A 23,525-nucleotide genomic window follows, 5' to 3' on the forward strand; every position below is an offset into this window, starting at 1 on the left:
ACCTTCGTGGCGGGAACTCGCCGCCGACCCGTACACTTCCGCCGTGCGTGACTTTGCCGAGCTATTGAGGATCCCGGGACTGGCAAGAGTCATAGCCAGTCAGCTGGCGGCACGGCTCCCCGCCGGGATGTTCTCCCTCGGCATGCTGATGCATGTCGAGCATGTGCAGGGTAACTACACCTCCGCCGGTGCGGTCCTGGCGGCCTTCTCGGTGGGCATGGCGGTCGCCGGCCCCATCATCACCCGCCAGCTCAGCCGGTTCGGCACCCTGCCAGTGCTGCTCGCGTCCCTGATCATCACGACCACCTCGCTGACCCCGCTGGTGGTGTTCCCACTGCCGCTGTGGGCCATGATCCTGCTGGCAGCAGCAGCCGGAGCCACCATCCCGCCCGTCCAGCCGACCATCCGCACTCTCTACCCACAACTTGTCCCGCAGCACCTGGTCACTCCCCTGTTCAGTCTCGATGCGGCCCTGCAGGAGATCATCTGGGTGCTCGGCCCCGTCCTGATCACCGCCCTCGTGGTCTCCCTGGGCACCATGACCGCGCTCCTGATCGTCGTCGCAATCCAGCTGGTAGGGGCATTGCTGTTCCTTCTGGAACCCGCGGTCCGCGGACTGCGGATTCCCGCGGCAACGGGGAAATTCGGGAAGGTGCTGCTGAGACCCTCGGTGTCACTGATGACCGTGGCCTCGCTGCTCCTGATCGGTTCCCTGGCAGCGATGGAGGCGGCCGTGGTCGCCTGGTTCGGCGAGGGTTCCCTGCTCGGTGGATTTGCGCTGGCCATCTCCGCCATCGGCTCCCTGATCGGTGGGCTGGCGATCGGGCACCGCCCCATCGGGCAGTGGTCGCTCGCCCTGCGGCTCCTGGTCATGGTGCTGGGGATGGGTCTGGCCGTGGTGGTGTCAGGATTCTGGGGACTGTCAGCGGCGTTGTTCATCGCCGGCCTGGGCACCGCCCCTTCGATAGCGGCCGTCTCATCGGTGATAGCGGGCAGTGTTCCCTTCGCCGACACAGCAGAGGCCTACGGCTGGATTACCACGGGGCAGCTGATTGGTGCCGCCGTCGGCTCCGCGATGGCCGGCATGGCCATCGACTCCTTGAACGGCGGACGGGGCGGCATGCTGGCGAGTCTGGCCATCGGAAGCCTGGCAGTGATCGTCACAGCTGCATTCCGCCGTTCTCAGCCAGACTTGGGAATCCCTGGCCTCACGTCGGCGTGACCTCACCGGTGGCCAGGTTGATGGCCTCACCACCAGTTCCCGCGACTGCCTCATGGACGGCAGCAGCCAGTTTCGGCCCGAACCCAGGTACCGCAGCGATCTCATCGACGCCGGCAGCGCGCAGCCTCTTCAGCGACCCGAAGTGGGATATCAACGCCTTGCGGCGCAGCTCACCGAGACCGGAAACCCCATCCAGGGCCGAGGACAGCATCGATTTGCTGCGCCTGCCACGGTGGTGGGTGATGGCGAACCGGTGAGCCTCATCACGGACCCGCTGCAGCAGATACAGTCCCTCAGAGGCACGCGGCAAGATGACGGGATACGCCTCATCAGGCAGCCACACCTCCTCCAGACGCTTGGCCAGCCCGCACAGCGCGATCTCCTCAGCCAGTCCCAGTTCCTGGAGAACCCTGGACGCAGCTGCCACCTGCGGTGCGCCGCCGTCGACGACAATCAGCGCAGGCGCGTAGGAGAACCGACGAGGAGCACCGGTGGTGGGATCGATCAGCAGCGGCCCGGACTCGTCATCTGCCCGGCCGCGCTCATCCAGTAGCCGCCCCAGGCGGCGGCGCAGGACCTCGTCCATGGCGGCGACGTCGTTGGATCCCTCGAAGCTCTTGATCACGAACCGCCGGTAGTCGGGTTTACGCGCCAGACCATCCTCGAAGACCACCATCGAACCCACCACCTCGGCCCCCTGGGTGTGGGAGATGTCGAAACATTCAATGCGCAGTGGCGGCTCCGGCAGGCCGAGAGCCTCAGCTATCTCCTCCAGCGCCGCATTACGAGTCGTCAGGTCCGAGGCGCGTTTGGTGGCCTGCTGCTGAAGGGTCAGCTCGGCATTGCGCAGCACGGTCTCCAGGAGGGTTCGTTTGTCACCACGCAGTGGGACGCGCACCTTGACCCGCGCGCCGCGTATCTCCTCCAGCAGCGCGACCAGCTCTGGCTCGGCCGGCACAGAGCTGAGGATCAGCGGAGGGGGCGGGCTGTCCGCCGCGTAGAGCTGCAACAGGAAGGACTCCAGGAGCTCGGCCAGGTCGCGGTCGTCAGAGCGGTCGGCGATCCAACCCCGCTCCCCCGTGATCCGGCCGCCACGGATATGGAAGACCTGTACCGCCACCTGCTGGCCGTCATCGGCGAAACCCACCACATCAGCCCGGGTGTCCTCGGAGAGCACCACGGTGTTGCGTTCCCGGGCCTTGGCAAGCCCAGCGAGCTGGTCACGCAGCACTGCCGCCCGTTCGAAGTTCAGCTCCGCCGAGGCCTGGAGCATCTCGCGTTCCAGCTCACCAACAATCTGATCGAACTCCCCCGCCATGAAACGGCAGAAACCGTCTGCGATCTCGCGGTGGGTCTCAGGGCCAACCCGGCCGACGCAGGGCGCGGAGCACTTTCCGATATCACCCAGCAGGCACGGCCGGCCTGATGCCTTGGCTCGTTTGAAGACCCCATCGGTGCAGGAACGCATCGGAAAAACCCGCAGCAGCGCATCCACCGTCTCCCGGATGGCCCATGCCTGCCCGAACGGCCCGAAGTAGCGGGTGCCGCGCCGCTTCGCCCCCCGCCCGACAAAGACCCGGGGGTATTCCTCACCCCAGGTCACCGCCAGCCATGGATACGACTTGTCGTCGCGGTATTTGACGTTGAAACGCGGGTCGAACTGCTGGATCCAGGTGTATTCAAGCTGCAGCGCCTCCAGCTCGTTGGCGACCACGGTCCATTCCACCTTTGCAGCGGTCCGGACCATGGTCTGCGTGCGGAAGTGCAGTGAGGCGGGGTCGGCGAAATAGGAGTTGAGCCGGGAACGTAGGTTCTTCGCCTTGCCGACGTAGATGACGTTTCCGAAGGCGTCGAAGAACCGGTAGACGCCGGGTTCTGTGGGGATGCTGCCCGGCCTGGGCCGGTAGCTGGCCGGGTCAGCCATCGCCTCAGCGGGTCAGCCGGCGGTGCTTGGAGGCATGAGGACGGGCTGCCTCTGCACCCAGGCGCTCAATCTTGTTGGTCTCGTAGTCCGCGAAGTTACCCTCAAACCAGAACCAGCGGGGGGTGCCGTCCTCGTCCTCACCCTCCCAGGCGAGCATGTGGGTGGCGACACGGTCCAGGAACCAGCGGTCGTGGGAGATCACGACAGCGCAGCCAGGGAACTCCAGCAGCGCGTCCTCCAGACTGGAGAGGGTCTCCACGTCGAGGTCGTTGGTGGGCTCGTCGAGGAGCAGCACATTGCCGCCCTGCTTGAGGGTCAAGGCCAGGTTGAGACGGTTGCGCTCACCGCCGGAGAGCACCCCGGCCTTCTTCTGCTGATCGGGACCCTTGAATCCGAAACTGGCGACGTAAGCACGCGACGGCATCTCGAAGTTTGCGACCTTGATGTGGTCCAGGCCATCGGAGACCACCTGCCAGACGTTCTCCTCGGCGTTCAGGCCGGCACGGTTCTGGTCGACGTAGCTGAACGACACCGTATCGCCAACCTTGACGGACCCGGAATCGGGTTCCTCCTGGCCGGTGATGGTCTTGAACAAAGTGGTTTTACCGACCCCGTTGGGACCGATGATGCCGACGATCCCAGCCCGCGGGAGCGAGAATGACAGATCCTTGATCAACACCCGGTCACCGAAACCCTTAGTGAGGTTACTGACCTCCAGCACGACGGACCCCAGCCGCGGGCCGGGCGGGATGTTGATCTCGGCGGTATCGATCTTGCGGAACCGCTCCGCCTCGGCGGCCAGCTCCTCGTAGCGTTGCAGGCGGGCTTTGTTCTTGGCCTGGCGGGCCTTCGGGGAGGAACGCACCCACTCAAGCTCCTTCTCCAGGATCTTGGCGCGTTTGGCGTCCTTCTTTCCCTCGATCTGGAGACGCTGCCGCTTGGTCTCCAGATAGGTGGAGTAGTTGCCCTCGTAGGGGTGGAGCTTGCCACGATCGACCTCGCAAATCCACTCCGCGACGTTGTCGAGGAAGTAGCGGTCGTGGGTGACGGCGAGCACGGCGCCGGGGTATGACTTGAGATGCCCTTCCAGCCAGTTCACGGATTCGGCGTCGAGGTGGTTGGTGGGCTCGTCGAGAAGTAGTAAGTCAGGTTGCTGAAGCAGTAGCTTACACAGCGCCACACGCCGCCGCTCACCTCCGGAGAGGACATCGACGACGGTGTCCGGCGGCGGGCATTGGAGAGCATCCATGGCCTGTTCCAGGCGGGCATCGATATCCCAGGCATTGTGGGCGTCGAGTTCCGTCTGGAGGTCCCCCATCTCAGCCATCAGCTTGTCGAAGTCGGCGTCGGGCTCCGCCATCTCCATGCCGATCTCATCGAAGCGCCTCATCTTCGCCTTGATGTCAGCGACGGCCTCCTCGACGTTCTCCTGCACGGTCTTCCCCTCGGTCAGGGGTGGTTCCTGCAGGAGGATGCCGACGGTGGCGCCTTTCGCAAGATTCGCGTCCCCGTTGTTCGGCTGCTCCAGGCCAGCCATCACCTTCAGCAGCGTCGACTTCCCCGCGCCGTTGGGACCCACGACACCGATCTTCGCTCCAGGGAAGAACGCCAGTGTGACGTCGTCGAGGATCAGTTTGTCGCCCGCGGTCTTGCGGACCTTCTGCATCGTGTAGATGAACTCTGCCATCAGCACCCCTTCAGTCTTGACCGCTGGCTAGTATGCCAGCTACTTCTGAAGGCCCCGCACGAGGCGGCGAGCCTCGGCGAGACGTCCGAGTTCAGCCGTCAGCGGAACCACGACATGCTCCCGCCCCACTTCTGCGACGGCGCTGTGGAGTCTGTGCGCTGCCCTACGCATCGTGGCGCGTTCCCCGGCGGCGACAAGCCCTCTTGACAGGGCCGAGAGCAGCAGACCACCTGCTACCCCGCCCAGGCTGAGCAGTGCCGGCAGGGAGAGAGTCCCCACTCCCCCGGGGGCTGGATGCAGGCCAAACCAGGCCAGAACCACATCGAAGATCAACCATCCGAGCCCCAGCGCCACCATGACCATCAGGAACCACTGAAGCACCTGCACCACCCGCCACCATACCGGTATCCGGGAGATCTCCAAGTCTGTTGCCGAGACCGCTTCGGCAAGCAGGGCAGGCAGCTGCTCAAGATCCCGGCGACAGGCAGACGCGACGGCCCCCTGCCACCCAGTCCCCAGCCCTTGCCCGGCCGAATCGGACAACTGGCGCAAGGTGATACGAAGCTGCGCCAGGGCCACCGGTCCATAATCCGGTGCAGGGCTAATCTCTGTTGCGTCCACGGCCCCATCGGCTGGGCTCCAAGATCCAGGCCGGAGCCTCCTCAGCGGATCGGGCCGCAGGCGGTGCACCCACCTGGTCATGGGCCACCCGGTGGCGAGTACCCCACGCCGCCGGATCCCCTCCGCCACGACCTCAATCATCCGGGGTACCCCGGCGGCCTCGGCAAGCCCAGCCTCCAGAACCGCGATGTCCTCCTCGCTGAGCTTCTCCGGCCCAGCGTGAGATGCGGCGTCGAAATCACCCGCCAGTTGAGTCAAGTCCACCGACAGCCGGGTCCTGGCAGCGCTCTTCGCGGCCACGACTCCGGCAAGATGCTTTCGCAAAGCTTCCAGGCCCAGCCCAGTCGCGGTGCTGGTGGCGAACAAGGGCACTCCTGGGAGCCCATCGGCACTCAGCAGCTGGTCCAGATGGCCCACGCAGTCGTCGAGGTCCTCCATGCGCAGTCTGTCCACCTGATTGAGGACCACTGCCACCACCTCGCGGTGTGCAGACAGTGGTGTGAGATATCCGCGATGCACCGCGGCATCAGCGTATTTCTGCGGGTCTAGCACCCACACGAACTGGTCGACAAGCGGCATGAGCCGGTCTACTTCAGCCCGATGGGAGGCCGCCATAGAGTCATGATCAGGCAGATCCAGCAACACCAGTCCCTCAAAACCTGCGGAGCCGGGGACCTCATGGCGACGACTCACCTGGAGCCAGTCCAGGAGCTGGACGTTGGTGACTCCAAAGCTGACGGCCAGGGTCTCAGCCGTGGTGGGGCGCAGCACACCTGCCACCGCAACGTCCGAGCCGGTGAGTGAATTGGTCAGCGATGACTTGCCGGAGCCCGTCGACCCCGCAAGCGCCACCACGGTCTGCTCGCCCCATTGGAGTCGCTGATCGGCACGTTCCAGGACCCCGGCTGCCCTGGCTATCAGTTCCTCGGGCACACGTCCCTCAGTTACGTCAATCAGCTCAGTCAGACGATCCAACCTGGAACGCATCAGTAGCCCTCCGGCCTGGTCAGGGCTTCAAAGGCCTGCGTGCTGGCTGACCTCAATTCGCCGGCCGCCTGGAGCAGGCGCTCTGGGAGGCTGGCCTCAACTCCTAGCTGGTCCAGCCGGGCATCAAAGCGGGCGAACTGGGACGCGAGGAGGGCCGAGATCCGTTTCTCCAGTTCCGCCCTCGCACGGGCGGCCAGGCGCCTTACGGCATCATCGCCGAAGATGCCCTCTAGGAATCTCTGGGCAAGGACAGAGGATCCCCCTGCGATGCCTACCTCAGCAGTGGTGAGTCCTCCCGTGGTGGCGAACACTGTGATCACCAGGGAGACGCCGATCGCATTGGTGCCGAGCGCCAGGAACCGGGCGGCGCGACGCCTATGCCGCCCCTCCTGCTCGACGAGAGTGAAGATGTCCCCCTGCCAGGCCTGTACGAGTCGCTCCGCCTCCACAGCGAATGAAGGATCCGGCCTACCGAGCGGATCACGGTCGCCCTTCACCAGCGCCTGGCCCCAGGGGGTCAGCGACCAGCGTCCAGCTGCCCGCTGGCAAGCAGCGGTGCCATGCTCGACTATCAGAGCCACGAGTCCTTCCGAAATAGCAACTTCCACAGGCTCCACACGTTTCCTACCGGTGAACCATTCGGTGAGGCGGTCACGAGCAGCAGCGATCCTCTCCTCAATGCCCCGCATCAGGTCCCCTGTGCCGACCATGTCCTGCCATCGGCTGAGCACCTCTCCCCGCAGCATGGAGCCATCTGCGATGGCACGGCTTATCTCCTCCATCGACAAGCGGAATTCGACTTCAGCGAAGTCACGTAGCTGAGTCACGGCCGCCAGCTGTTTCCGGGTCCCGTCGACCAGGCAGTTCAGCTCCGCATCCAGTCCCCTCACTGTCCCTGCCAGCGTCTGGACAGCAACGGCATGACGTTCCTGCCGGCTCACGGCAAGCCTGCCAAGCCACACACGCAGATCCGAGACCAGCTCGGAGCGCAGAACTCCCGCGTTCTTCTCGCCCTGCTCATCCTGCTCGGCAACGCTGAACAAACCGTGGGGTTGGATCCCGCGTGCCGACAGCAGCTGTCTGAGATGGGTCCGCAAATCCGGTTCAGCCGCGGGAGGGCACCGGTTGAGGACCAGAGCCACGACAGCGTCACGGGCAGCGGCGGCATCTAGCAGCTCCCAGGCGACCGCGTCCGCATAGCGGGTGGCGGTGGTGACGAACAGCCACAGGTCAGCGGCTGCCAGCAGTTGCCGGGAAAGCAGCCGGTTGTCATCATCGATCGAATCGATATCAGGGGCATCCAGCAGAGCCAGCCCTGCCGGCAGCAGATCGGTGGTCACGATGCGCAGGGCCCGCGACCCCTCCGCCTCATGATCGGTCCGGACCAGTTCAGGAAGCACAGCTCCCGAACGGAACCAGCCTCGGTCCGCCTGGTTGCAGATCAGCGTGGGGGCTGTCGTAGTGGGACGGCGCACCCCGGCCTGGGTCACCGTCTGTCCGAGCAGGGAATTCACGATCGTGGATTTACCCGCCCCGGTCGATCCTCCAACCACGGCAAGCAGAGGCGCATCAAGCCGTCGAGCCCTCGGCAGGAGGTAGTCCTCAACCTGCCGGGTGACCGATCGGGCTCTTGCGGACAGAGCATCGCTACCGTCCAGGGGTACGGGGAACCTAATGTTCGGCAGGACCAGGAACAGCCCGGTCAGGGCATCAACCAGGGGATTTTTCATGAACGGGGAGGGTAAGGGGAAGGCGGGTAGGAAGCGGCGCCGTGTGCGGTATGACGCCTAGGAATGATCGTAAGCCCTATGGTCTCGGTCAACGCATCAGGTCGTAGTTCCTCGATCTGATGCACCAGCTCATGGGTGCGGTGATCTGACCCAGGCCCGACGGTACCTCGGTTGGTCTGCTCCCGGGTATAGGCCAGCTCGGTGATCAGGCGCATGAACTTCGCTGTCCGCCACCACATCTTCGGGCCCCGGCAGATCCCAGCCAAATGCAGCTTGATGCGGCGGAATGGATTGGAGTAGACCAGCACATCACGATCTTCCAGCCACCCGGCCTGACGGAAGTCGATGAGCCTGCGCCGCAGCACCTGAGTCTGCCCCACGACGCTGAACACCAGGAACAAGGCGAGCGAGATGACGACCCCGAGGGCCATGTACCACTGGTTCTTGAGATTATCCGTCTGGTTGATGCTGGCGACGCCGTTGAACAGCATGTGCCCTCCAGCTGCGAGCAGGAATCCAGCCAACGGCCCCGTCACCCTCACCCACTTGCTGCGGGACCCGAGCGCCACGGCCAGCCCAAGGGCCGTCATCATCGTGAAGGTCGGATGTCCAAAGGATGTGTAGATGCCTCGGAGCTTGACCATTTCAAGCACCGCCTGTTCAGGATCCCCGACCTCAATGCGGTTCATCGCGAACACAATCACGCGACCGTAATAGATGATGTTCTCCACGAAGGCGAAACCCACAGCAGACAGGCCGGCCAGAGAGACGATGCTGATCCGGGAGATGAAACGGTTCCGGTAGAAGATGACCAACAGGAACAAGACGGTGGCTTTGGTGGCCTCCTCGACAAACGGGGCGATGAAGATCGCAGGCCTCGACCCGGTGTCAGCGTTGGCGCCGGTTGTCTGCATCATCTGCCCTGCCCAGGAATTTATATAGATACTCGCCCACGTGGCAGTGCAGGCCCCCCACCCGAAGGACAGAAGCCAGATGAGCGGGTTCTGGGCACGAAAGCGGTCCAGCCAGACGAACAGGACCGTGTACGCCAGGGCTGTCCACATGGCCCAGTAGGCTGCCATCCGGAGGGCCTCATTGTTGAGACCGAGCGCCACCGTGCCGTCGGGATAGGTGCGGTCTGGGTGCAGCATCTGGTACTGGTCGACCAGGTTGTAGGCGAAGAATGGGATCAGGACAAGCGTGATCCAGAACAGAGGGCTGCGCAGCATGCGCTGCCACCAGGGACGTTGGGAGGCGGGGGGCAGGCCTGAAAGCCAGCGTTGCCGATCTACAACCTGAGTCATGATGCTCTACAGGGTACTTGGCGCCCCAGGCAGGACTCGAACCTGCGCACGACAGATTAGAAGGCTGTTGCTCTATCCACTGAGCTACTGGGGCCCGGAGAGCCCGGAACGGGACCTCCTGACAGGAGATTCTACGCATGTCGGGCGGATCATGCTGTGCGCACTGCCGTACGTGGGCAATAGGCTGGGGCGGTGAGTGATGAACTGGTGTGGATCGACTGCGAGATGACCGGGCTCGATTTGGAGCACGACGCACTGATAGAAGTCGCGGTACTCGTCACGGACAAGGACCTGAACGTGCTGGGTGAGGGCGTTGACGTGCTGATCAAGCCGTCCAGCAAGCAGCTGGCCAGCATGAGTGACTTCGTGCGCGAGATGCACACCAGGTCGGGGCTCCTCGACGCTTTGGGGGATGGCACCACGATGGAGGAGGCAACCAGCACAGCCCTCGGCTACATCCGTGAATTCGTGCCCACCGCCCGCAAGGCTCCCCTCGCTGGCAACACCATTGGCACCGACCGCGCGTTCCTGGCCCGTGACATGCCGGAGCTGGAAGCCTACGTCCACTACCGCAACGTCGATGTCTCCTCACTGAAGGAGCTGGCACGGCGCTGGTTCCCCCGGGTGCTTTACCAGGCACCCGAAAAGCAGGGGAACCACCGTGCTCTGGCTGACATCCAGGAGTCGATCGAGGAGCTGCGCTACTACCGTGATGCCCTATTCGTGGCTGACCCTGGTCCCTCCACGAAGGAAGCCAGGCAGATCGCCGCCCGTCATCAGGGTAGCCTCACCGGCCTGACGTCCCCTCGACCTGCTGTTTGAAACCGCAGGGAATATCCTCGGTGGCTCATGTGTTGTTCCGGCGATTCCCAAAGGAGGAACATCATGAGTTATGAGCGTCTGGTCATTGCACGAGGCTATATCGCTGACCGCAGGTTCCGGGAGGCCATCGTCGAGCTCGAGGCTGTGCTGGAAGGCACCGAACGAGCCAGTGAGACGGAAGAGGCGCTGGAACTGCTGAGTCTGGCAAACTTCAAGGCCGCTTACCTTCCTGAAGCGGAGCGCCTGGCCCGGCAGCTGATCGAGTCAAGGCCGACGAACTCCTATGCCCACACTCTGCTGGTCCGTTCCCTGGAACGCCAGTCGCGGCACGAGGAGGCAGCAAGGGCGAGGAACTTGGCAGTCGCGCTAGGAGCCAAGTTCTGACCACAGGGGCCGCGCCAGCGGATAAGAAACCTGGGGCGGCCCCTGACCTCCTCTCGAGACTCAAGCGGATGACCCAGCGCACTGGGTCTTTGGGGGCAACTACGGATTCCGGCAACACATGACACCCTCACGGTCGGGCTCATCGATTTTCCAGCCGAGACGATATGCGCTATCGTTGCCCAGTCGCGCTAAGCTAACGCGTGGTGGGTATAGCTCAGCTGGTAGAGCACCTGGTTGTGGTCCAGGATGTCGCGGGTTCGAATCCCGTTACTCACCCCAGGGATGGCTTCAGCACGAGACTGCCGAAGTCTTTCCAAGCCCATGATCCTGAGAACCCGAACCCCTTCCCCGGTGGGTGACAGTGACTCAGGCATACAGTTTCCTGCTTCATCCACTTGTGACGCGTACGCCGTGAGAGGTCATGCGGCATGGTACGGTCCGCATGTGACGAGACTTGATCGCTCCTCCTGGTTCGCGATTGCGGCACGACTCCTAGCTGAGCAGGGAGCGCAGGGATTACGCGTTGACATGCTGGGCCAGGCCACTGGGGTAGCGAAAGGATCGTTCTACCACCATTTCCGCCAACTTGCGGAATTCAAAGTCGAGTTTACCGACATCTATACGAACCCGGAGCGGGGAAATCCATGTCGCAGTTGACGCATATTGAGCCGCCACAGAAAAGACTAAGCGGCCTGGCTGAGAGGACCAGCGACCACTACCGACGCATGACCAGGCTTCTCAACCGGATCACGCAGGCCTGACATGTCCGAGGTCCTGGTCATCGGGGCTGGAATCAGTGGGCTCACAGCCGCGTGGCAGCTACGCTCAGCCGGGATAGAAGTCACTGTCCTCGAGGCGTCCGATCGCCCCGGGGGACGCATTCACTCAGTCAACATGAACGAGTGCACCATCGAGACTGGCGCCAACTTCATCACCGACGCCTACAGGCTGATCCCACCACTTTCCCGCAGCCTGGGAATCAAGTTGCAAGCCGTGCGTAGCGACAGCGCAATCATTATCGACGGCCACATCAGGGCATTTCGTGCAGATCGCCCGATGACTACCATCCGCACAGGAATTCTTCCTTTAAAGACGACGATTACCCAGCTTCCAGGACTCACACGGTTCGCGATGCACTGCCGGAATCGAGGAACCTGCGACCCCCTTGACTGGGTCGACCTGGATTCACTGTCCGCCGGCGAATGGTCGGAAAAAATGAAATTGACGGCTTTCGCGGAACGCGGCTGGCGCCCGGCCTACAACGGATTCTATTTCCAGGACATCTACGCCTCATCGGCCGCCGCAGTGGCTGCGATGGCAGCCCATGGACTAGGCCAACAGACCTTGACGATGCCGGAGGGATTATCCAGCCTCACGGATGCTCTCGCCGCCGGCCTCGATCTGCGTACAGGAGTGAAGGCAACCCACATCGATGAGAGCGCAACTTCAGTCACGGTCCATACGAGCACCGGAACGCTCAGGGCCGATAACGTGATCGTGGCTGTCCCCGGCCCACATATCTCAGGCATAACGGACCCCAACAGGTTCGAGGCCGCTGTTGCTCGTACCTCGTATAGCGCAGGACTCCTCGTCGCCCTCGGCACTGACCGGCACCTGCACCCGGACGAACTGAGCGGCGCCTACGGCGTCCTGGCACACCCAGATGAAGGACCTCTCGCCGCCATGTGCGTCGCCAGTCGCGCCGGGCACGCCCATGGCGCCGGGGACGTCGTCACCTGCATGTTCGCGGACCGGCCCGCACATGAGCTGGCTGCCATGTCAGACGCCGAGATCATCAGCTTCTCACGGAACGCCCTACTCACACGGGCTCCCGGGCTGGAAAACGCACTCATCACGGACCCCGTCCGGAATCTCGTCATACGCGTGCCCTATGCCATGCCCAGGAGCGCCCCAGGCCGGCTCTCACACATCCAGGCGTATCGTCAGCATGCCCAGGGCCGGCGGGTCATCCTCGCGGGAGATTCCATGGCCTGGCCGTGGACGGATTCAGCAGCGTTTGCAGGCAAGTGGGCAGCCAACCTCATCATCGAACGCCGAACGGCATCAGCACGAGGTTAATTAGTTGTGCCTGTGAACAAGGCATCAGGCACAACTGGGAAATACCCTTGCCGTCTAGGAAGCGCACAATCGCTCCCGGCCAGACGCGCATCAGCGATGAACTACTTTGGGGATGGGAAACCTACAGGCCGAGAAAGAGGGCAGTGTGCGAATCGGAGCTGGATGACCTCCGAGCTCGGCCTCGGGGTGGATGTTGTCGCTGGAGAACCCTAACTCCCCACTACAGCAGATCTGTTGTCATAGCCATCGCGGCAACAAAGCGAACCTGCTGGGTATCGGAGCGGGCTTGTCGCAGGCCGGGCACAACGCGCTCCTCTTCGCCCCCACGCCAGGCAGCTGGCAGCCGCTGCCGGTCCGGGCACGGTCGAACTCATCGACTTCGAAGGCGCTGATCACTGCGGTGGTTATTTCCTTGAGCGCCCTGGCTACATCGCCAAAGTAACCGACTTCCTCAAAAGACATTACTCGATTAACGCCAAGCCGGTACAACCACCCAGCTAGCGAAACTGAAATTCATTACCGCAATTTTGCACCCAGCAACCCAGACACACAGGACCAACTTTAAGGACGTCTTTCAGGGCAGAGGATAGATTGGGTTGCGCATCCCACAGTCCGACAATTTCTCAGGAGTCATCATGCGAGCAGTAATAATGCAGGCGCCAGGCAATGTGGTCGTCACCGAGACAGAGCGCCCGGAGATCATCGAACCCACTGACGCGATCATCGAACTCGCCGCCGCCTGTATCTGCGGCTCAGACCTGTGGCCATACCGAGGCCATGATGACGCGGACAACCGTCACATGGGGCACGAATATGTCGGCACCGTGGTGGAAACTGGGTCCGCTGTGACCTCAGTCAAGCCCGGCGATTTCGTGGTCGGTTCATTCTGCATCTCAGACAACACGTGCGAGATCTGCGAATCAGGTTACCAGTCCCGATGTGTCAACGGCGGCTTCGTCGGAGGCACACAAGCCGAGTTCGCCCGAGTGCCACAAGCTGACGGCACCCTCGTCGTTGTGCCCGGTGGCCGTCCTGACGATGCCGGGGTGTTGGCCTCGCTGCTGGCAGCATCCGACGTACTTGGCACCGGCTGGTTCGGGGCAGTTGCCGCCGAGGCTGGCCCAGGCAAGACGGTGGCGGTCGTGGGTGACGGCGCCGTCGGGCTGCTGGCCATCCTGGCCGCCAGGGAGCTGGGCGCTGAAAAGATCATTGCCATGTCGCGCAACCCACAGCGCCAGGCGCTCGCCCGGGAGTTCGGTGCGACTGACATCGTGGAAGCACGTGGCGAAGAAGGCATTTCCCAGGTCAAAGACCTGACCAATGGCCTGGGAGCCCACAGCGTCGTCGAGGCGGTTGGCACTCAGCAGTCCATGGAACAGGCCATCGGGGCCTGTCGCCCAGGTGGTCACGTCGGCTTCGTCGGCGTCTCCCACGACGTGAATCTGCCCGGTGGCCTGTTGTTCGGCACCGAGGTGCACCTGCACGGTGGCCCCGCTCCTGTGCGTCGCTTCCTGCCGGACCTGATCGACCGCATCCTGTCGGGAAGGATCAACCCGGGGAAGGTGTTTGACCTACACCTTCCTCTGGACGAGGCAGCCAAGGGATACAGGGCCATGGATGAGCGCCGCGCCATCAAGGTGCTCCTGAAACCCTGATCCGCAGAGAAACGCCTTCCCAGCATGATCATGCTGGGAAGGCGTTTCGGTATTGAATACCTCAGGATTGAATACCTCAGGCCTGCCTGCGGGCGATGACGGCGACCAGACCGTCGACCATGTTCTTGAGATCCCCTTGAAGGCGCTCACTGGGCACCACGGCACCGTCAGAGATGTCGGTGAAGATCGACAGGGCAACCTGTGGGCGGATCACGTGCATGTTGAAGTTGGTCAGAATGCTGCGGCAGTGCTCAACAGCACGGATTCCGTTGGCTGAGCCATAGCCCACACACGCCGCGGTCTTGTCCATCCATTCGGGAGCTAGCCAGTCAATTGCGTTCTTCAACACCGCTGGAACCGAACGGTTGTATTCCGGCAGGACGAAAATGAACCCATCGCAGTCATCAACAGCCTGGCTCCAGGCCTTGACCGCGTCTGACTCGTACTTGCGGTTCAGCATCATGGGAGGCATCGGAGCATCGAACATAGGCAGCTCGAAGGTGGCGAGATCAAGCAGCACAGACTCCACGCCCTCACGCCCGGCCACGCCCTGCGCCACCCAGTGCGCGACACCTGCGGAATTGCGCCCCTGCCGAGTCGATCCTGCGATGATTCCAATCTTCATAGAATTTTCCTTTCCTCTTCAAGGATTTATACCAGCCGCCGCTGCCCACTGAGGCCAAGATCACGGCGAGTACAAGGAATCAACACGCCTCAGGGCCGCAGGAGGCAGGCGACGGCTTCTGCCTGCCTCAGCCATACGGCCAGACCCCGTGAAGCTGACACCTTGGCCCCACTGATGATTTTCGAGACAAGCTGATCTGCTAGTTTGAACACTGTTCAAACTGTCATGGAGGAGAGACCATGGACCTGCATCAGCTCGCCGGCGAGGTCATAGCGGGCCGCGCCATCACCCCTGAGGAAGCACTTGAGATACTGCGCCTCCCAGATTCACAGACCCTGCCCCTCGTTGCCGCGGCAGGCCAGCTGAGACGGCATTATTTCGGCACCACCATGAAGGTGAACTACCTCATCAACCTCAAGTCAGGGCTATGCCCAGAGGACTGCTCCTACTGCTCCCAGCGGCTTGGTTCCCAAGCCGAGATTTTGAAATACCGATGGCTCAGGAACGAGGATGCCGTGGCGGCTGCAGAGGCTGGGATAGCCGGCGGCGCACAACGCGTCTGTCTGGTGGCCAGCGGCCGCGGTCCGTCCAACCGCGACGTGGACAAGGTTGCGGAGATCATCGGCGAGATCAAGGCCGAGCATCCTGATGTGGAGGTTTGCGCCTGCTTGGGGCAGTTGAAGAAGGGCCAGCCCGAACGGCTCGCGAACGCCGGCGCCGATGCCTACAACCACAATCTGAACACAGCCAAATCCCATTACGGAAACGTCTGCACCACCCATAGCTACGAGGACAGAGAGCAGACCATCCAGCACGCCCGAGAGCATGGACTCAGTGCCTGCTCAGGCCTGATCGCCGGGATGGGCGAAAGCGATGAGCAACTGGTCGAGGTGGTCTTCGCACTGCAGAAGATCCAAGCAGACTCGATTCCCGTCAACTTCCTGATGCCATTCGACGGCACTCCTCTGGCGGGCCATGCTGAGCTGACCCCGCAGCGCTGCCTGCGCATATTGGCGATGACTCGCTTCGTCCATCCAGACAAAGAAGTACGGGTGGCAGCCGGGCGAGAGCAGCATCTTCGCAGCCTCCAGCCTCTTTCGCTGGAGATTTGCAACTCCCTATTCCTGGGCGACTACCTCACCAGCGAGGGGCAGGCCGGCGCCAAGGATCTGGCCATGATCGCAGACTACGGCTTCACAGTCCTAGGCCAGGAAGAACCAGCACACGAGGTCAGCATTCGCCCGAGGATCAGGCACCGGGGAGCAGGCACACTGGAGCCAGCAAACGCCTAGCGGCTTCGCGGCCCCGGAGCCTCACGCAGACAGTGCCTGTGGTCGCCCCCAGGATTCCGAGCCCCTGGGGGCGCTATGGATCAGGCATCCTCGCCCCACTGGACCCTGCCGGCACTTCAAAGCCCACTGAATTTCACTTACCCCCGTGAAAGGAGTATTATTTGCCTTCGCGCAAGCACCACTAGCTCAACTGGCAGAGCAGCTGACTCTTAATCAGCGGGTTCAGGGTTCGAGTCCCTGGTGGTGTACTGGGCCGGGAAGCTGGCCCGCGCACCACTAGCTCAACTGGCAGAGCAGCTGACTCTTAATCAGCGGGTTCAGGGTTCGAGTCCCTGGTGGTGTACAGCGCAAAGGCCCCAGATTCCCGGGGCTTTTATCGTAAGTTCATGAGCGTTTTCTGCGTCCTACCGCGGAGAGCGTGGCAGCGAACAGCACCACCCCGAGGATCGCTCCCCCTATAATCATCAGGCGATCCACACGCCAGCCGTTCTCGTCCTGTAGCTCGTCCCTGACTGCCCTGAACTCACCAGCGACGAGGTTCTTGGCGTCGTCGATGCCGCGCCTAGCGATGTTCGCTGGCTTCATAGAGTCGACGCATTCCCCCATGGCTCCCGCCAGGGCCTGCCGGTTGCTGGCCAGCTCAGCGCGGATCTCATCCACAGTGCGAGTGGTGTCGCTGTCCATTGCTTCCCCTTACTTCAGCAGTCGGATACCAGCTTAGAGGCTGAAGCCCAACTACACTGACGGCATGACTGCGCGTTTAACCCCTGGCTCTATCGCACCTGCCTTCACACTGAACAATGCCGACGGCAAACCGGTCTCACTGGCCGATTACTCCTCCCGCGCAGTCATCGTATATTTCTATCCTGCAGCGATGACACCAGGCTGCACCACCCAGGCTGTGGATTTCACAGAAGCTCAGGAGGCCTTCACGAAGGCTGGGTACAGCATCATCGGGATCTCCCCCGACACTGTCGAGAAGCTGGCCAAGTTCACGACCACCTCCGATGTAGGTTTCACCTTGCTGTCAGATCCGCAGCACAGCGCGCTCGATGCCTACGGCGCCTTTGGCGTCAAGAAACTGTATGGCAAAGAGGTCGAGGGGGTGCTGCGTTCCACCTTCGTGATCGACGTGAACACTCAGGGCGAGGGAACGATCCGCGTTGCTCAGTACAACGTGAGGGCAACTGGACACGTCGCAAAGCTACGCCGCGAGCTCGGTGTCTGAGTTCCTCACTGTCGACGCAGAGGCCGGCCACGGGGTAGACGTGGAACTGGAGATCAAACGTTCACGGTTCCTGACCCGGTTATGCCGCGTCACCACCGAGGAAGCGGCCAGAGCCGTGATCGATGGGCAGCGTTCCAGATTCTTCGATGCCCGGCATCACTGCTCAGCCTTTGTACTGGGGCCCGGTGCCCGCATCTCGCGTTCCTCCGACGACGGGGAACCAGCCGGGACTGCTGGAACACCGATGCTGAGCGTGCTGCACGCACACCATCTGACCGACGTGGTCGCTGTGGTGACGCGGTATTTCGGAGGCGTCAAGCTGGGGGCTGGCGGACTGGTGCGGGCCTACTCCGACGCCGTGGCGCAGGCAGTCGAGGCTGCTGGAACCCGGCGAGTCAAGCTGTGTTCCCTGCTAACCCTGGAGGTCGGCTTCGCAAGCATCGGCACGGTGGAAGACACGCTACGCGGGTTGGTGCTGCCCTCCGGAGCCGCGGTCCTCGTCGAGGGCATCGAGTGGGGTGAATGCGCCAAAGTCACCGTCGCCATCCCAGCAACCAGCCGTGATGAATTCGACTCTGCACTCTCTGCCCTATCGACAGGCTCGCTTAAGGCCACGGTGTCAGGTCAGCGCTGGGTGGACTGCCCAGCCTGATCCCGATCCGACCCGGCACATTTGCCCACCGCCGGGTGACTGAGCACCAGCACCAGGATGAAACCGCCTCCTGCTATCCATGCCATCACCGCTTCGCCGGTGATGGGGAGCAGCAGGCCTGCGATAACGACGATGAGCAGCAAACCCATCCGGAGGTAGTTCAGCACCGGTGCGGCCAGTCAACGTAGTTTGAAAGGCCTGACGATGCCCGCAACCAAGAGGGCGATCCCGATGAGCACGATGAGCGCCTGGAAGAACCCACCATTGCCGCCTGAGCCATACCCCATCCCGAACGGGAACCCGATCTGGCCACCACCGACTATGAGCAGGAGGCCGAGGAGAGCCTGAAAGACCCTCATGGCGGTCTCGTATGCCCAGGCTCCCGGCGTCACCTTGCCTGGGGTCGCAGTGAAGGAGCGAAGTGGCGCAGGAGGCTGGAAAGACTGGCTTGGAACCTGAGATACCTGCGGAGGGACTGGTGTGGCTGGCTCGCTCACCTCTGAGTTCCTTTCTGCATCTTCGCACGAAGCCAACGGACTCGCTAGGATCTCAACCCCGACCCTGGCTGGCCTTGACTCTACTCACATCAACCAGGCCATGTAAGGGGTTCGCACCCCTGAAATGGGGTCGATAACGAAGGTTACACCTGGAGCTAACGAAAGTTTGCTCCCAACTTCTGAAAGACTAGCCGAATGGTTCAACAGCAGAAGAGTCCCTGGAAGATAGCGGTCGCGGCGCCGACTGCGGTACTCGTGCTGGGTTTCGTCGGAGTCGCGGCGTTGGCTCCGCGTTGGCTGGGCGACATCCTCAAAGACGCGAACACCTCCGTGGTCAACGACCTGGGCTGGTACTACAGCCTGATCGTTGCTGGCTTCGTAGCGTTCGCCTTGCTTGTGGCCTTCGGCCCTTATGGCAACATCACACTCGGAAAAGATGATGACCCACCCGCCTATTCACTGGTCAGCTGGTTCGCCATGCTTTTCGCAGCTGGCATGGGAATCGGCCTCGTGTTCTGGGGAGTCGCAGAGCCACTGAGCCACTACGCCTCCCCCCCCGCCCGGTACGCCGGCAGACACTCCCGATGCGGAGAAAGCACAGGCAGCCATGACCACGTCTTTCCTTCACTGGGGGTTGTCAGCCTGGGCCGTCTACATCGTCGTAGGCCTGGCCATCGCCTACACAGTGCACCGGAAGGGGCGGAAGGTGTCGCTGAGATGGGCGCTGGAGCCGCTGTTCGGCCGTCATGTGCGCGGCTGGATAGGGGATGTCGTTGATGTCTTCGCTATCGTCGGGACTCTCTTCGGAGTTGCCGCTTCGCTTGGTTTCGGTGCCTCGCAGTTCAGTGCCGGGCTGGAGCACCTCGGGATACTGCAGTCGAACATCTGGGTGCTGATGGTTGTCATCGTCATCATCACTTCACTGGCCACCTGCTCGGTACTCAGCGGACTGGACCGCGGCATCAAATGGCTGTCGAACACAAACCTGGTGCTGGCCGCCGTGCTCGCCATCGCTGTGCTGGTGCTGGGTCAGCCTCTGTTCGTGCTGCGCGAGTTCGTCCAGACCATTGGCGACTACATGAGCAATTTTGTCAGCCTGAGTTTCCGGACGTTGCCTTACCAGGGAGCTCCAGGCGAGACCTGGCTTGGGTCCTGGACCACCTACTACTGGGGCTGGTGGATAAGCTGGTCGCCGTTCGTCGGCATCTTCATCGCCCGTATCTCGCGAGGGCGGACTGTCCGCGAGTTCGTCATGGGAGTGCTCGCCGTGCCTGCGCTGGTCACTTTCCTGTGGTTCTCGATCATGGGCGGAACAGCCTTGTGGCAGCAGCTGTACGGCCCGGGCAACATCGTCTCGGATGGGAAGGTCAACAGCGTCACCGCGCTGTTCGAGGTGCTTAACCACCTACCCGCGAACACCGTGCTGGTGGTCGGCTTCCTGATCCTGCTGGTGATCTTCTTCGTGACCAGCGCGGATTCAGCGGCTTTCGTCGTGGATATGATCGCGACGGGTGGAGAACAAAACCCACCCGTACTGACCCGGGTGATGTGGGCAGTGCTGGGCGGCGGCATCGCGGCTGTGCTGTTGTGGGGAGGAGCGTCGTCAGGTGACCTGACGGCGGGTCTTGGGGCATTGCAGACCATGACGATCCTTGCCGCAGCGCCATTCAGTGTGGTGATGGTCCTGGCCTGCATCGCAACATTACGAGCCTTCAGCCGCGAACACAGACAACGACTGAAACTGGAAAACCAGATACTGCACCGGGAGATGGCTGAGCATGTAGTCGACAAGGTTACAGAACAGGTGACAGAGTCTGTGGTCGATCACCTAGAGGATCAGGTCATCACAGTAGTCGACGAGTCCTCCGATACAGCCCCAAAGGTTCGCAAACCGCTACGGATCAAACTCCGGCGGCGCAAGGGACGCGAATCAGAACACTCGAAGAAATAACCCTCCCCACTCGTTTCAGCCCTGGCCGAGATTCCCGGTCAGGGCTGAATGTGTGTGGCCTCCCAGGCATCGCCGGTGCGCTTGGCCAGGACACGGTCGTGGAGCCTGCCGGACTGGCCCTGCCAGAACTCGAACTCGTCGACGTCAATGCGGTACCCACCCCATGCAGGCGGGCACGGGACATCAACACCCTCGAACCGGGCCGCGGCCTGGACGGCTGCCTCAAGCAGCTCGTCACGGGAGGTGACGGGAGCGGACTGCCGCGACGCCCACGCCCCTATCTGGCTGGCCCGGGGACGTTCGGAGAAGTATGCCTCGTTCTCGGAGCGGCTGAGTCTCGTCACCGTGCCCACCGCTCGCACCTGGCGCATCAGCACAGGCCACCAGAACGTTGCGGAAGCAACCGGATTGGCAGCCAGCTCCTCACCTTTGGGCGAGGTGTAGTGGGTGAAGAACACCAAACCCTGTGAAGACGCGTCCTTCAGCAATACCACCCGGGAACGTGGGCGTCCATCCAAGCCGATGGTGGCCAGAAGCATGGCGTTCGGCTCCACCTCTTCAGCCGCGATTGCATCATCCATCCATCTGGTGAAGAACTTCCATGGCTCGAAAGAGGCCAGGTCCTGTGGCAGCACATCCCCGCTATAGTCGCGTCGCACATCGTGAAGACTCATAGCACCAGTCTTTCAGAAGGGCCGTGCACGAATGGAGTGCGCGACAGGTGACATGAACGCAGTGTTCTTTCTCAGGCCCGCTACTGTTTATCACATGGCCGGTGAAGACAACCTGCGTATCGGGGACTCCGAACGTGACGAGGCGATTGAGCTGCTGCGTGAACATATGAGCGCTGGTCGGATCACCGCTGAGGAGTTCGATGAACGCATGTCCATGGCGTTGAACGCAAGGACCCAGGGGGATATCGCTCTCTTGTTCAGTGATCTTCCCGGACGTGTGCCAGGTGACCTGGGATACAACGCCGCACCGTCTCCCCTGCCGCAAACCGCCGCTGACGGCAACACTCCCGCGAAACGGCAACAGTGGAATACGCCGTTAGTCATCATCGTGACGTTGCTGGTCCTGGGGATACTGTCCCATCACTGGCTCTTCTGGATGTTTCTCATCGGTGCGGGCTGGTTCTTTATGTCCAAGTCCGGCAAGGATAGGAAATCGGGTCACCGCATCCCGCATCAGCAGCCTGTCCCGCTCCAGCATCAGGGACGCCATGAGGTGATCACGCTGATCCGGCGGAACCAGAAGATCGCTGCAATCAAACGCTACCGGGAGCTGACTGGGGCTAGCCTGATCACCGCCAAGGAGGCTGTCGACAGTATGGCCGGAGAACTGGGCCTGTAACCATTGCAGAAGCGAGAGACCACCTGGTGGGTCAAAGTTGGCGGAACACTTTGTAAGTACCGACGAAGGGACTCGAACCCTCACGCGCAAGGCACAGGAACCTAAATCCTGCGTGTCTACCAATTCCACCACGTCGGTCAGCGGGGATCAGTTTACCGGGTGCTGTGCCTCATCCCTGTCTCTGTCTCAGGCCTGGCTGCGGGCAGGCTGGGCAAGTCCTCGGCGAGCCGCAGCGACGGGTCATCCGCCAGGATGGTGTGGACCGGACCAGATCCAGAACATCTGGTTTCGAAACGGACTGTTACCCGGCCCAGGCCGGATCCCCACACCCAGCCGCGTCCCATCTGCTCATGGATCACGTCCGCTCCGGGGAAGAATCCCCTACCCCGCACCCCGGAGGTATCCATCTTGATCTCGGTCTCGGTTTCCCCGGCGGCTGGCGACTCATCATCGAACAGGCGCTCCTGGGCGGCACGGGTGAAGTTGCTCACGCCGATGCCAAGCAGCCTCACCCCACTGCGTACATCGACTTCGGCGAGTAGTTCCTCACCGACATGGCCGATCACCTCACTACGGTCGGTTGCCCCACCGAGAGACCTGGCTTTCGAAACCGTGGTGAAGTCCGCCAGCCGGACTTTGACTGCGACAGTGCGAGCGAACAGCCCTGCCCGCTGCAGCCGTCCCGCGACGGACTCCGCGTCGCGCCTGAGTATCACAGCCAACTGGTTTCGGTCGGTGAGGTCGGCGGGGAAGGTGTCCTCCATGGAGATGGATTTCGCTTCCCTCTCCGCCTTGACCTGACGGTCATCACGGCCGTGTGCGAGCAGATAGAGCGATTCGCCGACGGCATGGCCCAGTTCACGCACCAATTCACGGGGATCGGCAGCTCTCAGGTCTGCCACAGTCACCAACCCGAGTGTCAGCAGTTTCGCCTCCGTCACCGGCCCGACCCCGGGGATGGCTCGCACTGGCTTTGGAGAGATGAACTCCGTCTCCTCGCCGGGAACGATGATCCGGACGCCATCGGGTTTGGCCGCCTCCGATCCCAGTTTGGCCAGGAACTTGCTGCTGCCCACTCCGACCGATGCGGTCAGCCCGGCTGTGCGCCTAGTCAGCTCCGCTCGCAGCTGTGTGACGTGTTCGTCGAGTTTCCCAAGGTCCCAGTCGCTGGCTTCAAGGTCAACGTATGCCTCATCCAGGCTGAGTGGCTCCACCAGGGGTGAGATCTCCCGTAGCAGTTCCATCACAGCATCCGATGACTGCCGGTAGGCCCTGAAGCGGCCGCCCAGGAAGGCGGCGTGTGGGCAACGGCGCCTGGCCTCCGTCCCTGACATGGCGGATCGCACCCCGAAAACCCGGGCCTCGTAGCTGGCAGTGGCCACCACTCCACGCGGCCCGGCACCTCCGACGATCACAGGTTTGCCCCTCAGACTGGGCTTGTCGCGCTGCTCAACCGCTGCGAAGAAAGCATCCAGATCCAGGTGCAGGATGCTGGGAGTGGCGCGCATGAAA

22 protein-coding genes, 5 tRNA genes and 1 pseudogene are annotated in these 23,525 nt (G+C 62.5%); 15 read left to right on the forward strand and 13 right to left on the reverse strand.

All coding sequences use genetic code 11. From position 1 onward, the window contains the following. The first annotated feature begins 43 nt into the window (after positions 1 to 43). Entirely contained in the window at positions 44 to 1,222 is a 1,179-nt protein-coding gene (locus tag SK1NUM_RS09890; RefSeq protein ID WP_212321605.1) for an MFS transporter, read from the forward strand. Here the strand turns inward: SK1NUM_RS09890 and uvrC are convergent. The 6 genes from uvrC to SK1NUM_RS09920 form a co-directional block, all read right to left on the reverse strand. Continuing rightward, positions 1,209 to 3,146, reverse strand: a complete 1,938-nt coding sequence (uvrC, locus tag SK1NUM_RS09895) for an excinuclease ABC subunit UvrC (RefSeq protein WP_212321607.1) — start codon at positions 3,144 to 3,146, stop codon at positions 1,209 to 1,211. The genes SK1NUM_RS09890 and uvrC overlap by 14 nt on opposite strands. A 4-nt stretch (positions 3,147 to 3,150) precedes the next feature. Next, the gene (ettA, locus tag SK1NUM_RS09900; protein WP_212321609.1) at positions 3,151 to 4,833 is read right to left on the reverse strand and encodes an energy-dependent translational throttle protein EttA; all 1,683 of its coding nucleotides are present in this window, start codon (positions 4,831 to 4,833) and stop codon (positions 3,151 to 3,153) included. A gap of 39 nt (positions 4,834 to 4,872) precedes the next feature. Beyond that, entirely contained in the window at positions 4,873 to 6,441 is a 1,569-nt protein-coding gene (locus tag SK1NUM_RS09905) for a GTPase (RefSeq protein WP_212321611.1), read from the reverse strand. Further along, on the reverse strand, positions 6,441 to 8,171 hold the full coding sequence (locus tag SK1NUM_RS09910) for a GTPase family protein (protein WP_212321613.1): 1,731 nt from the start codon (positions 8,169 to 8,171) through the stop codon (positions 6,441 to 6,443). Before SK1NUM_RS09910 ends, SK1NUM_RS09905 begins: the two co-directional genes overlap by 1 nt. Then, positions 8,168 to 9,475, reverse strand: coding sequence for a PrsW family intramembrane metalloprotease (locus SK1NUM_RS09915; protein ID WP_212321615.1), 1,308 nt, complete (start codon positions 9,473 to 9,475; stop codon positions 8,168 to 8,170). Before SK1NUM_RS09915 ends, SK1NUM_RS09910 begins: the two co-directional genes overlap by 4 nt. A gap of 18 nt (positions 9,476 to 9,493) precedes the next feature. Continuing rightward, positions 9,494 to 9,569 (reverse strand) — tRNA-Arg (locus SK1NUM_RS09920). Between the two features lie 98 nt (positions 9,570 to 9,667). Here SK1NUM_RS09920 and orn point away from each other — a divergent pair. From orn to SK1NUM_RS09950, 6 genes are all read left to right on the forward strand, one after another. Further along, positions 9,668 to 10,297, forward strand: a complete 630-nt coding sequence (gene orn / locus SK1NUM_RS09925) for an oligoribonuclease (protein WP_212321617.1) — start codon at positions 9,668 to 9,670, stop codon at positions 10,295 to 10,297. 63 nt (positions 10,298 to 10,360) lie between these two features. Then, complete coding sequence (locus SK1NUM_RS09930) at positions 10,361 to 10,681, forward strand: hypothetical protein (protein WP_212321619.1); 321 nt, start codon at positions 10,361 to 10,363, stop codon at positions 10,679 to 10,681. A gap of 203 nt (positions 10,682 to 10,884) precedes the next feature. After that, positions 10,885 to 10,960 (forward strand) — tRNA-His (locus SK1NUM_RS09935). Between the two features lie 42 nt (positions 10,961 to 11,002). Then, positions 11,003 to 11,338 carry a helix-turn-helix domain-containing protein gene (locus SK1NUM_RS15465; protein WP_223927490.1) on the forward strand — a complete coding sequence of 112 codons (336 nt, stop codon included), beginning with the start codon at positions 11,003 to 11,005 and terminating at the stop codon, positions 11,336 to 11,338. A gap of 105 nt (positions 11,339 to 11,443) precedes the next feature. Further along, positions 11,444 to 12,760, forward strand: a complete 1,317-nt coding sequence (locus tag SK1NUM_RS09945) for an NAD(P)/FAD-dependent oxidoreductase (RefSeq protein WP_212321627.1) — start codon at positions 11,444 to 11,446, stop codon at positions 12,758 to 12,760. Between the two features lie 635 nt (positions 12,761 to 13,395). After that, entirely contained in the window at positions 13,396 to 14,415 is a 1,020-nt protein-coding gene (locus SK1NUM_RS09950; protein ID WP_212321628.1) for a zinc-dependent alcohol dehydrogenase family protein, read from the forward strand. 76 nt (positions 14,416 to 14,491) lie between these two features. On the opposite strand, the gene SK1NUM_RS09955 is transcribed toward SK1NUM_RS09950, so the two are convergent. Next, on the reverse strand, positions 14,492 to 15,040 hold the full coding sequence (locus SK1NUM_RS09955) for an NADPH-dependent FMN reductase (protein ID WP_212321630.1): 549 nt from the start codon (positions 15,038 to 15,040) through the stop codon (positions 14,492 to 14,494). A 239-nt stretch (positions 15,041 to 15,279) separates the two neighbouring features. On the opposite strand from SK1NUM_RS09955, the gene bioB reads away from it, so the two are divergent. The 3 genes from bioB (at position 15,280) to SK1NUM_RS09970 (ending at position 16,675) form a co-directional block, all read left to right on the forward strand. Then, the gene (gene bioB, locus SK1NUM_RS09960) at positions 15,280 to 16,332 is read left to right on the forward strand and encodes a biotin synthase BioB (RefSeq protein WP_212321632.1); all 1,053 of its coding nucleotides are present in this window, start codon (positions 15,280 to 15,282) and stop codon (positions 16,330 to 16,332) included. Between the two features lie 175 nt (positions 16,333 to 16,507). Next, positions 16,508 to 16,580: transfer RNA gene (locus tag SK1NUM_RS09965), tRNA-Lys, on the forward strand. Positions 16,581 to 16,602: 22 nt separating this feature from the next. Further along, positions 16,603 to 16,675, forward strand: a tRNA-Lys gene (locus SK1NUM_RS09970). A gap of 41 nt (positions 16,676 to 16,716) precedes the next feature. On the opposite strand, the gene SK1NUM_RS09975 is transcribed toward SK1NUM_RS09970, so the two are convergent. Beyond that, a complete protein-coding gene (locus SK1NUM_RS09975) occupies positions 16,717 to 17,016 on the reverse strand; it encodes a DUF3618 domain-containing protein (RefSeq protein ID WP_212321633.1) in 300 nt (99 codons plus the stop codon). 64 nt (positions 17,017 to 17,080) lie between these two features. Here SK1NUM_RS09975 and SK1NUM_RS09980 point away from each other — a divergent pair, with 64 nt between their 5' ends. Next, complete coding sequence (locus SK1NUM_RS09980) at positions 17,081 to 17,560, forward strand: peroxiredoxin (RefSeq protein WP_212321635.1); 480 nt, start codon at positions 17,081 to 17,083, stop codon at positions 17,558 to 17,560. Continuing rightward, on the forward strand, positions 17,553 to 18,212 hold the full coding sequence (locus SK1NUM_RS15310; protein WP_212321637.1) for an IMPACT family protein: 660 nt from the start codon (positions 17,553 to 17,555) through the stop codon (positions 18,210 to 18,212). The genes SK1NUM_RS09980 and SK1NUM_RS15310 overlap by 8 nt, the downstream gene beginning before the upstream one ends. Here the strand turns inward: SK1NUM_RS15310 and SK1NUM_RS09990 are convergent. Together SK1NUM_RS09990 and SK1NUM_RS09995 are read right to left on the reverse strand one after the other, a co-directional pair. Next, a complete protein-coding gene (locus SK1NUM_RS09990; protein ID WP_212321639.1) occupies positions 18,185 to 18,379 on the reverse strand; it encodes a hypothetical protein in 195 nt (64 codons plus the stop codon). The genes SK1NUM_RS15310 and SK1NUM_RS09990 overlap by 28 nt on opposite strands. A gap of 12 nt (positions 18,380 to 18,391) precedes the next feature. Beyond that, the gene (locus SK1NUM_RS09995; protein WP_212321641.1) at positions 18,392 to 18,709 is read right to left on the reverse strand and encodes a hypothetical protein; all 318 of its coding nucleotides are present in this window, start codon (positions 18,707 to 18,709) and stop codon (positions 18,392 to 18,394) included. A gap of 195 nt (positions 18,710 to 18,904) precedes the next feature. On the opposite strand from SK1NUM_RS09995, the pseudogene SK1NUM_RS15240 reads away from it, so the two are divergent. Together SK1NUM_RS15240 and SK1NUM_RS10000 are read left to right on the forward strand one after the other, a co-directional pair. Then, a pseudogene (locus tag SK1NUM_RS15240) lies at positions 18,905 to 19,204 on the forward strand (BCCT family transporter); the annotation flags it as partial. Positions 19,205 to 19,316: 112 nt separating this feature from the next. After that, complete coding sequence (locus tag SK1NUM_RS10000; RefSeq protein ID WP_263407052.1) at positions 19,317 to 20,660, forward strand: BCCT family transporter; 1,344 nt, start codon at positions 19,317 to 19,319, stop codon at positions 20,658 to 20,660. Between the two features lie 38 nt (positions 20,661 to 20,698). Here the strand turns inward: SK1NUM_RS10000 and pdxH are convergent, their stop codons facing one another. Beyond that, positions 20,699 to 21,334 carry a pyridoxamine 5'-phosphate oxidase gene (gene pdxH, locus SK1NUM_RS10005; RefSeq protein WP_212321646.1) on the reverse strand — a complete coding sequence of 212 codons (636 nt, stop codon included), beginning with the start codon at positions 21,332 to 21,334 and terminating at the stop codon, positions 20,699 to 20,701. A 94-nt stretch (positions 21,335 to 21,428) separates the two neighbouring features. Between pdxH and SK1NUM_RS10010 the strand changes: the two genes are divergently transcribed. After that, complete coding sequence (locus SK1NUM_RS10010; protein ID WP_212321648.1) at positions 21,429 to 22,013, forward strand: DUF1707 domain-containing protein; 585 nt, start codon at positions 21,429 to 21,431, stop codon at positions 22,011 to 22,013. A 57-nt stretch (positions 22,014 to 22,070) separates the two neighbouring features. Here SK1NUM_RS10010 and SK1NUM_RS10015 read toward each other — a convergent pair. Together SK1NUM_RS10015 and SK1NUM_RS10020 are read right to left on the reverse strand one after the other, a co-directional pair. Next, positions 22,071 to 22,151: transfer RNA gene (locus SK1NUM_RS10015), tRNA-Leu, on the reverse strand. A gap of 14 nt (positions 22,152 to 22,165) precedes the next feature. Continuing rightward, entirely contained in the window at positions 22,166 to 23,521 is a 1,356-nt protein-coding gene (locus SK1NUM_RS10020) for a DNA polymerase IV (protein WP_212321650.1), read from the reverse strand. Positions 23,522 to 23,525 lie beyond the last annotated feature (4 nt).

The organism is Arachnia rubra, assembly GCF_019973735.1.
Classification (GTDB): Bacteria; Actinomycetota; Actinomycetes; order Propionibacteriales; family Propionibacteriaceae; genus Arachnia; species Arachnia rubra.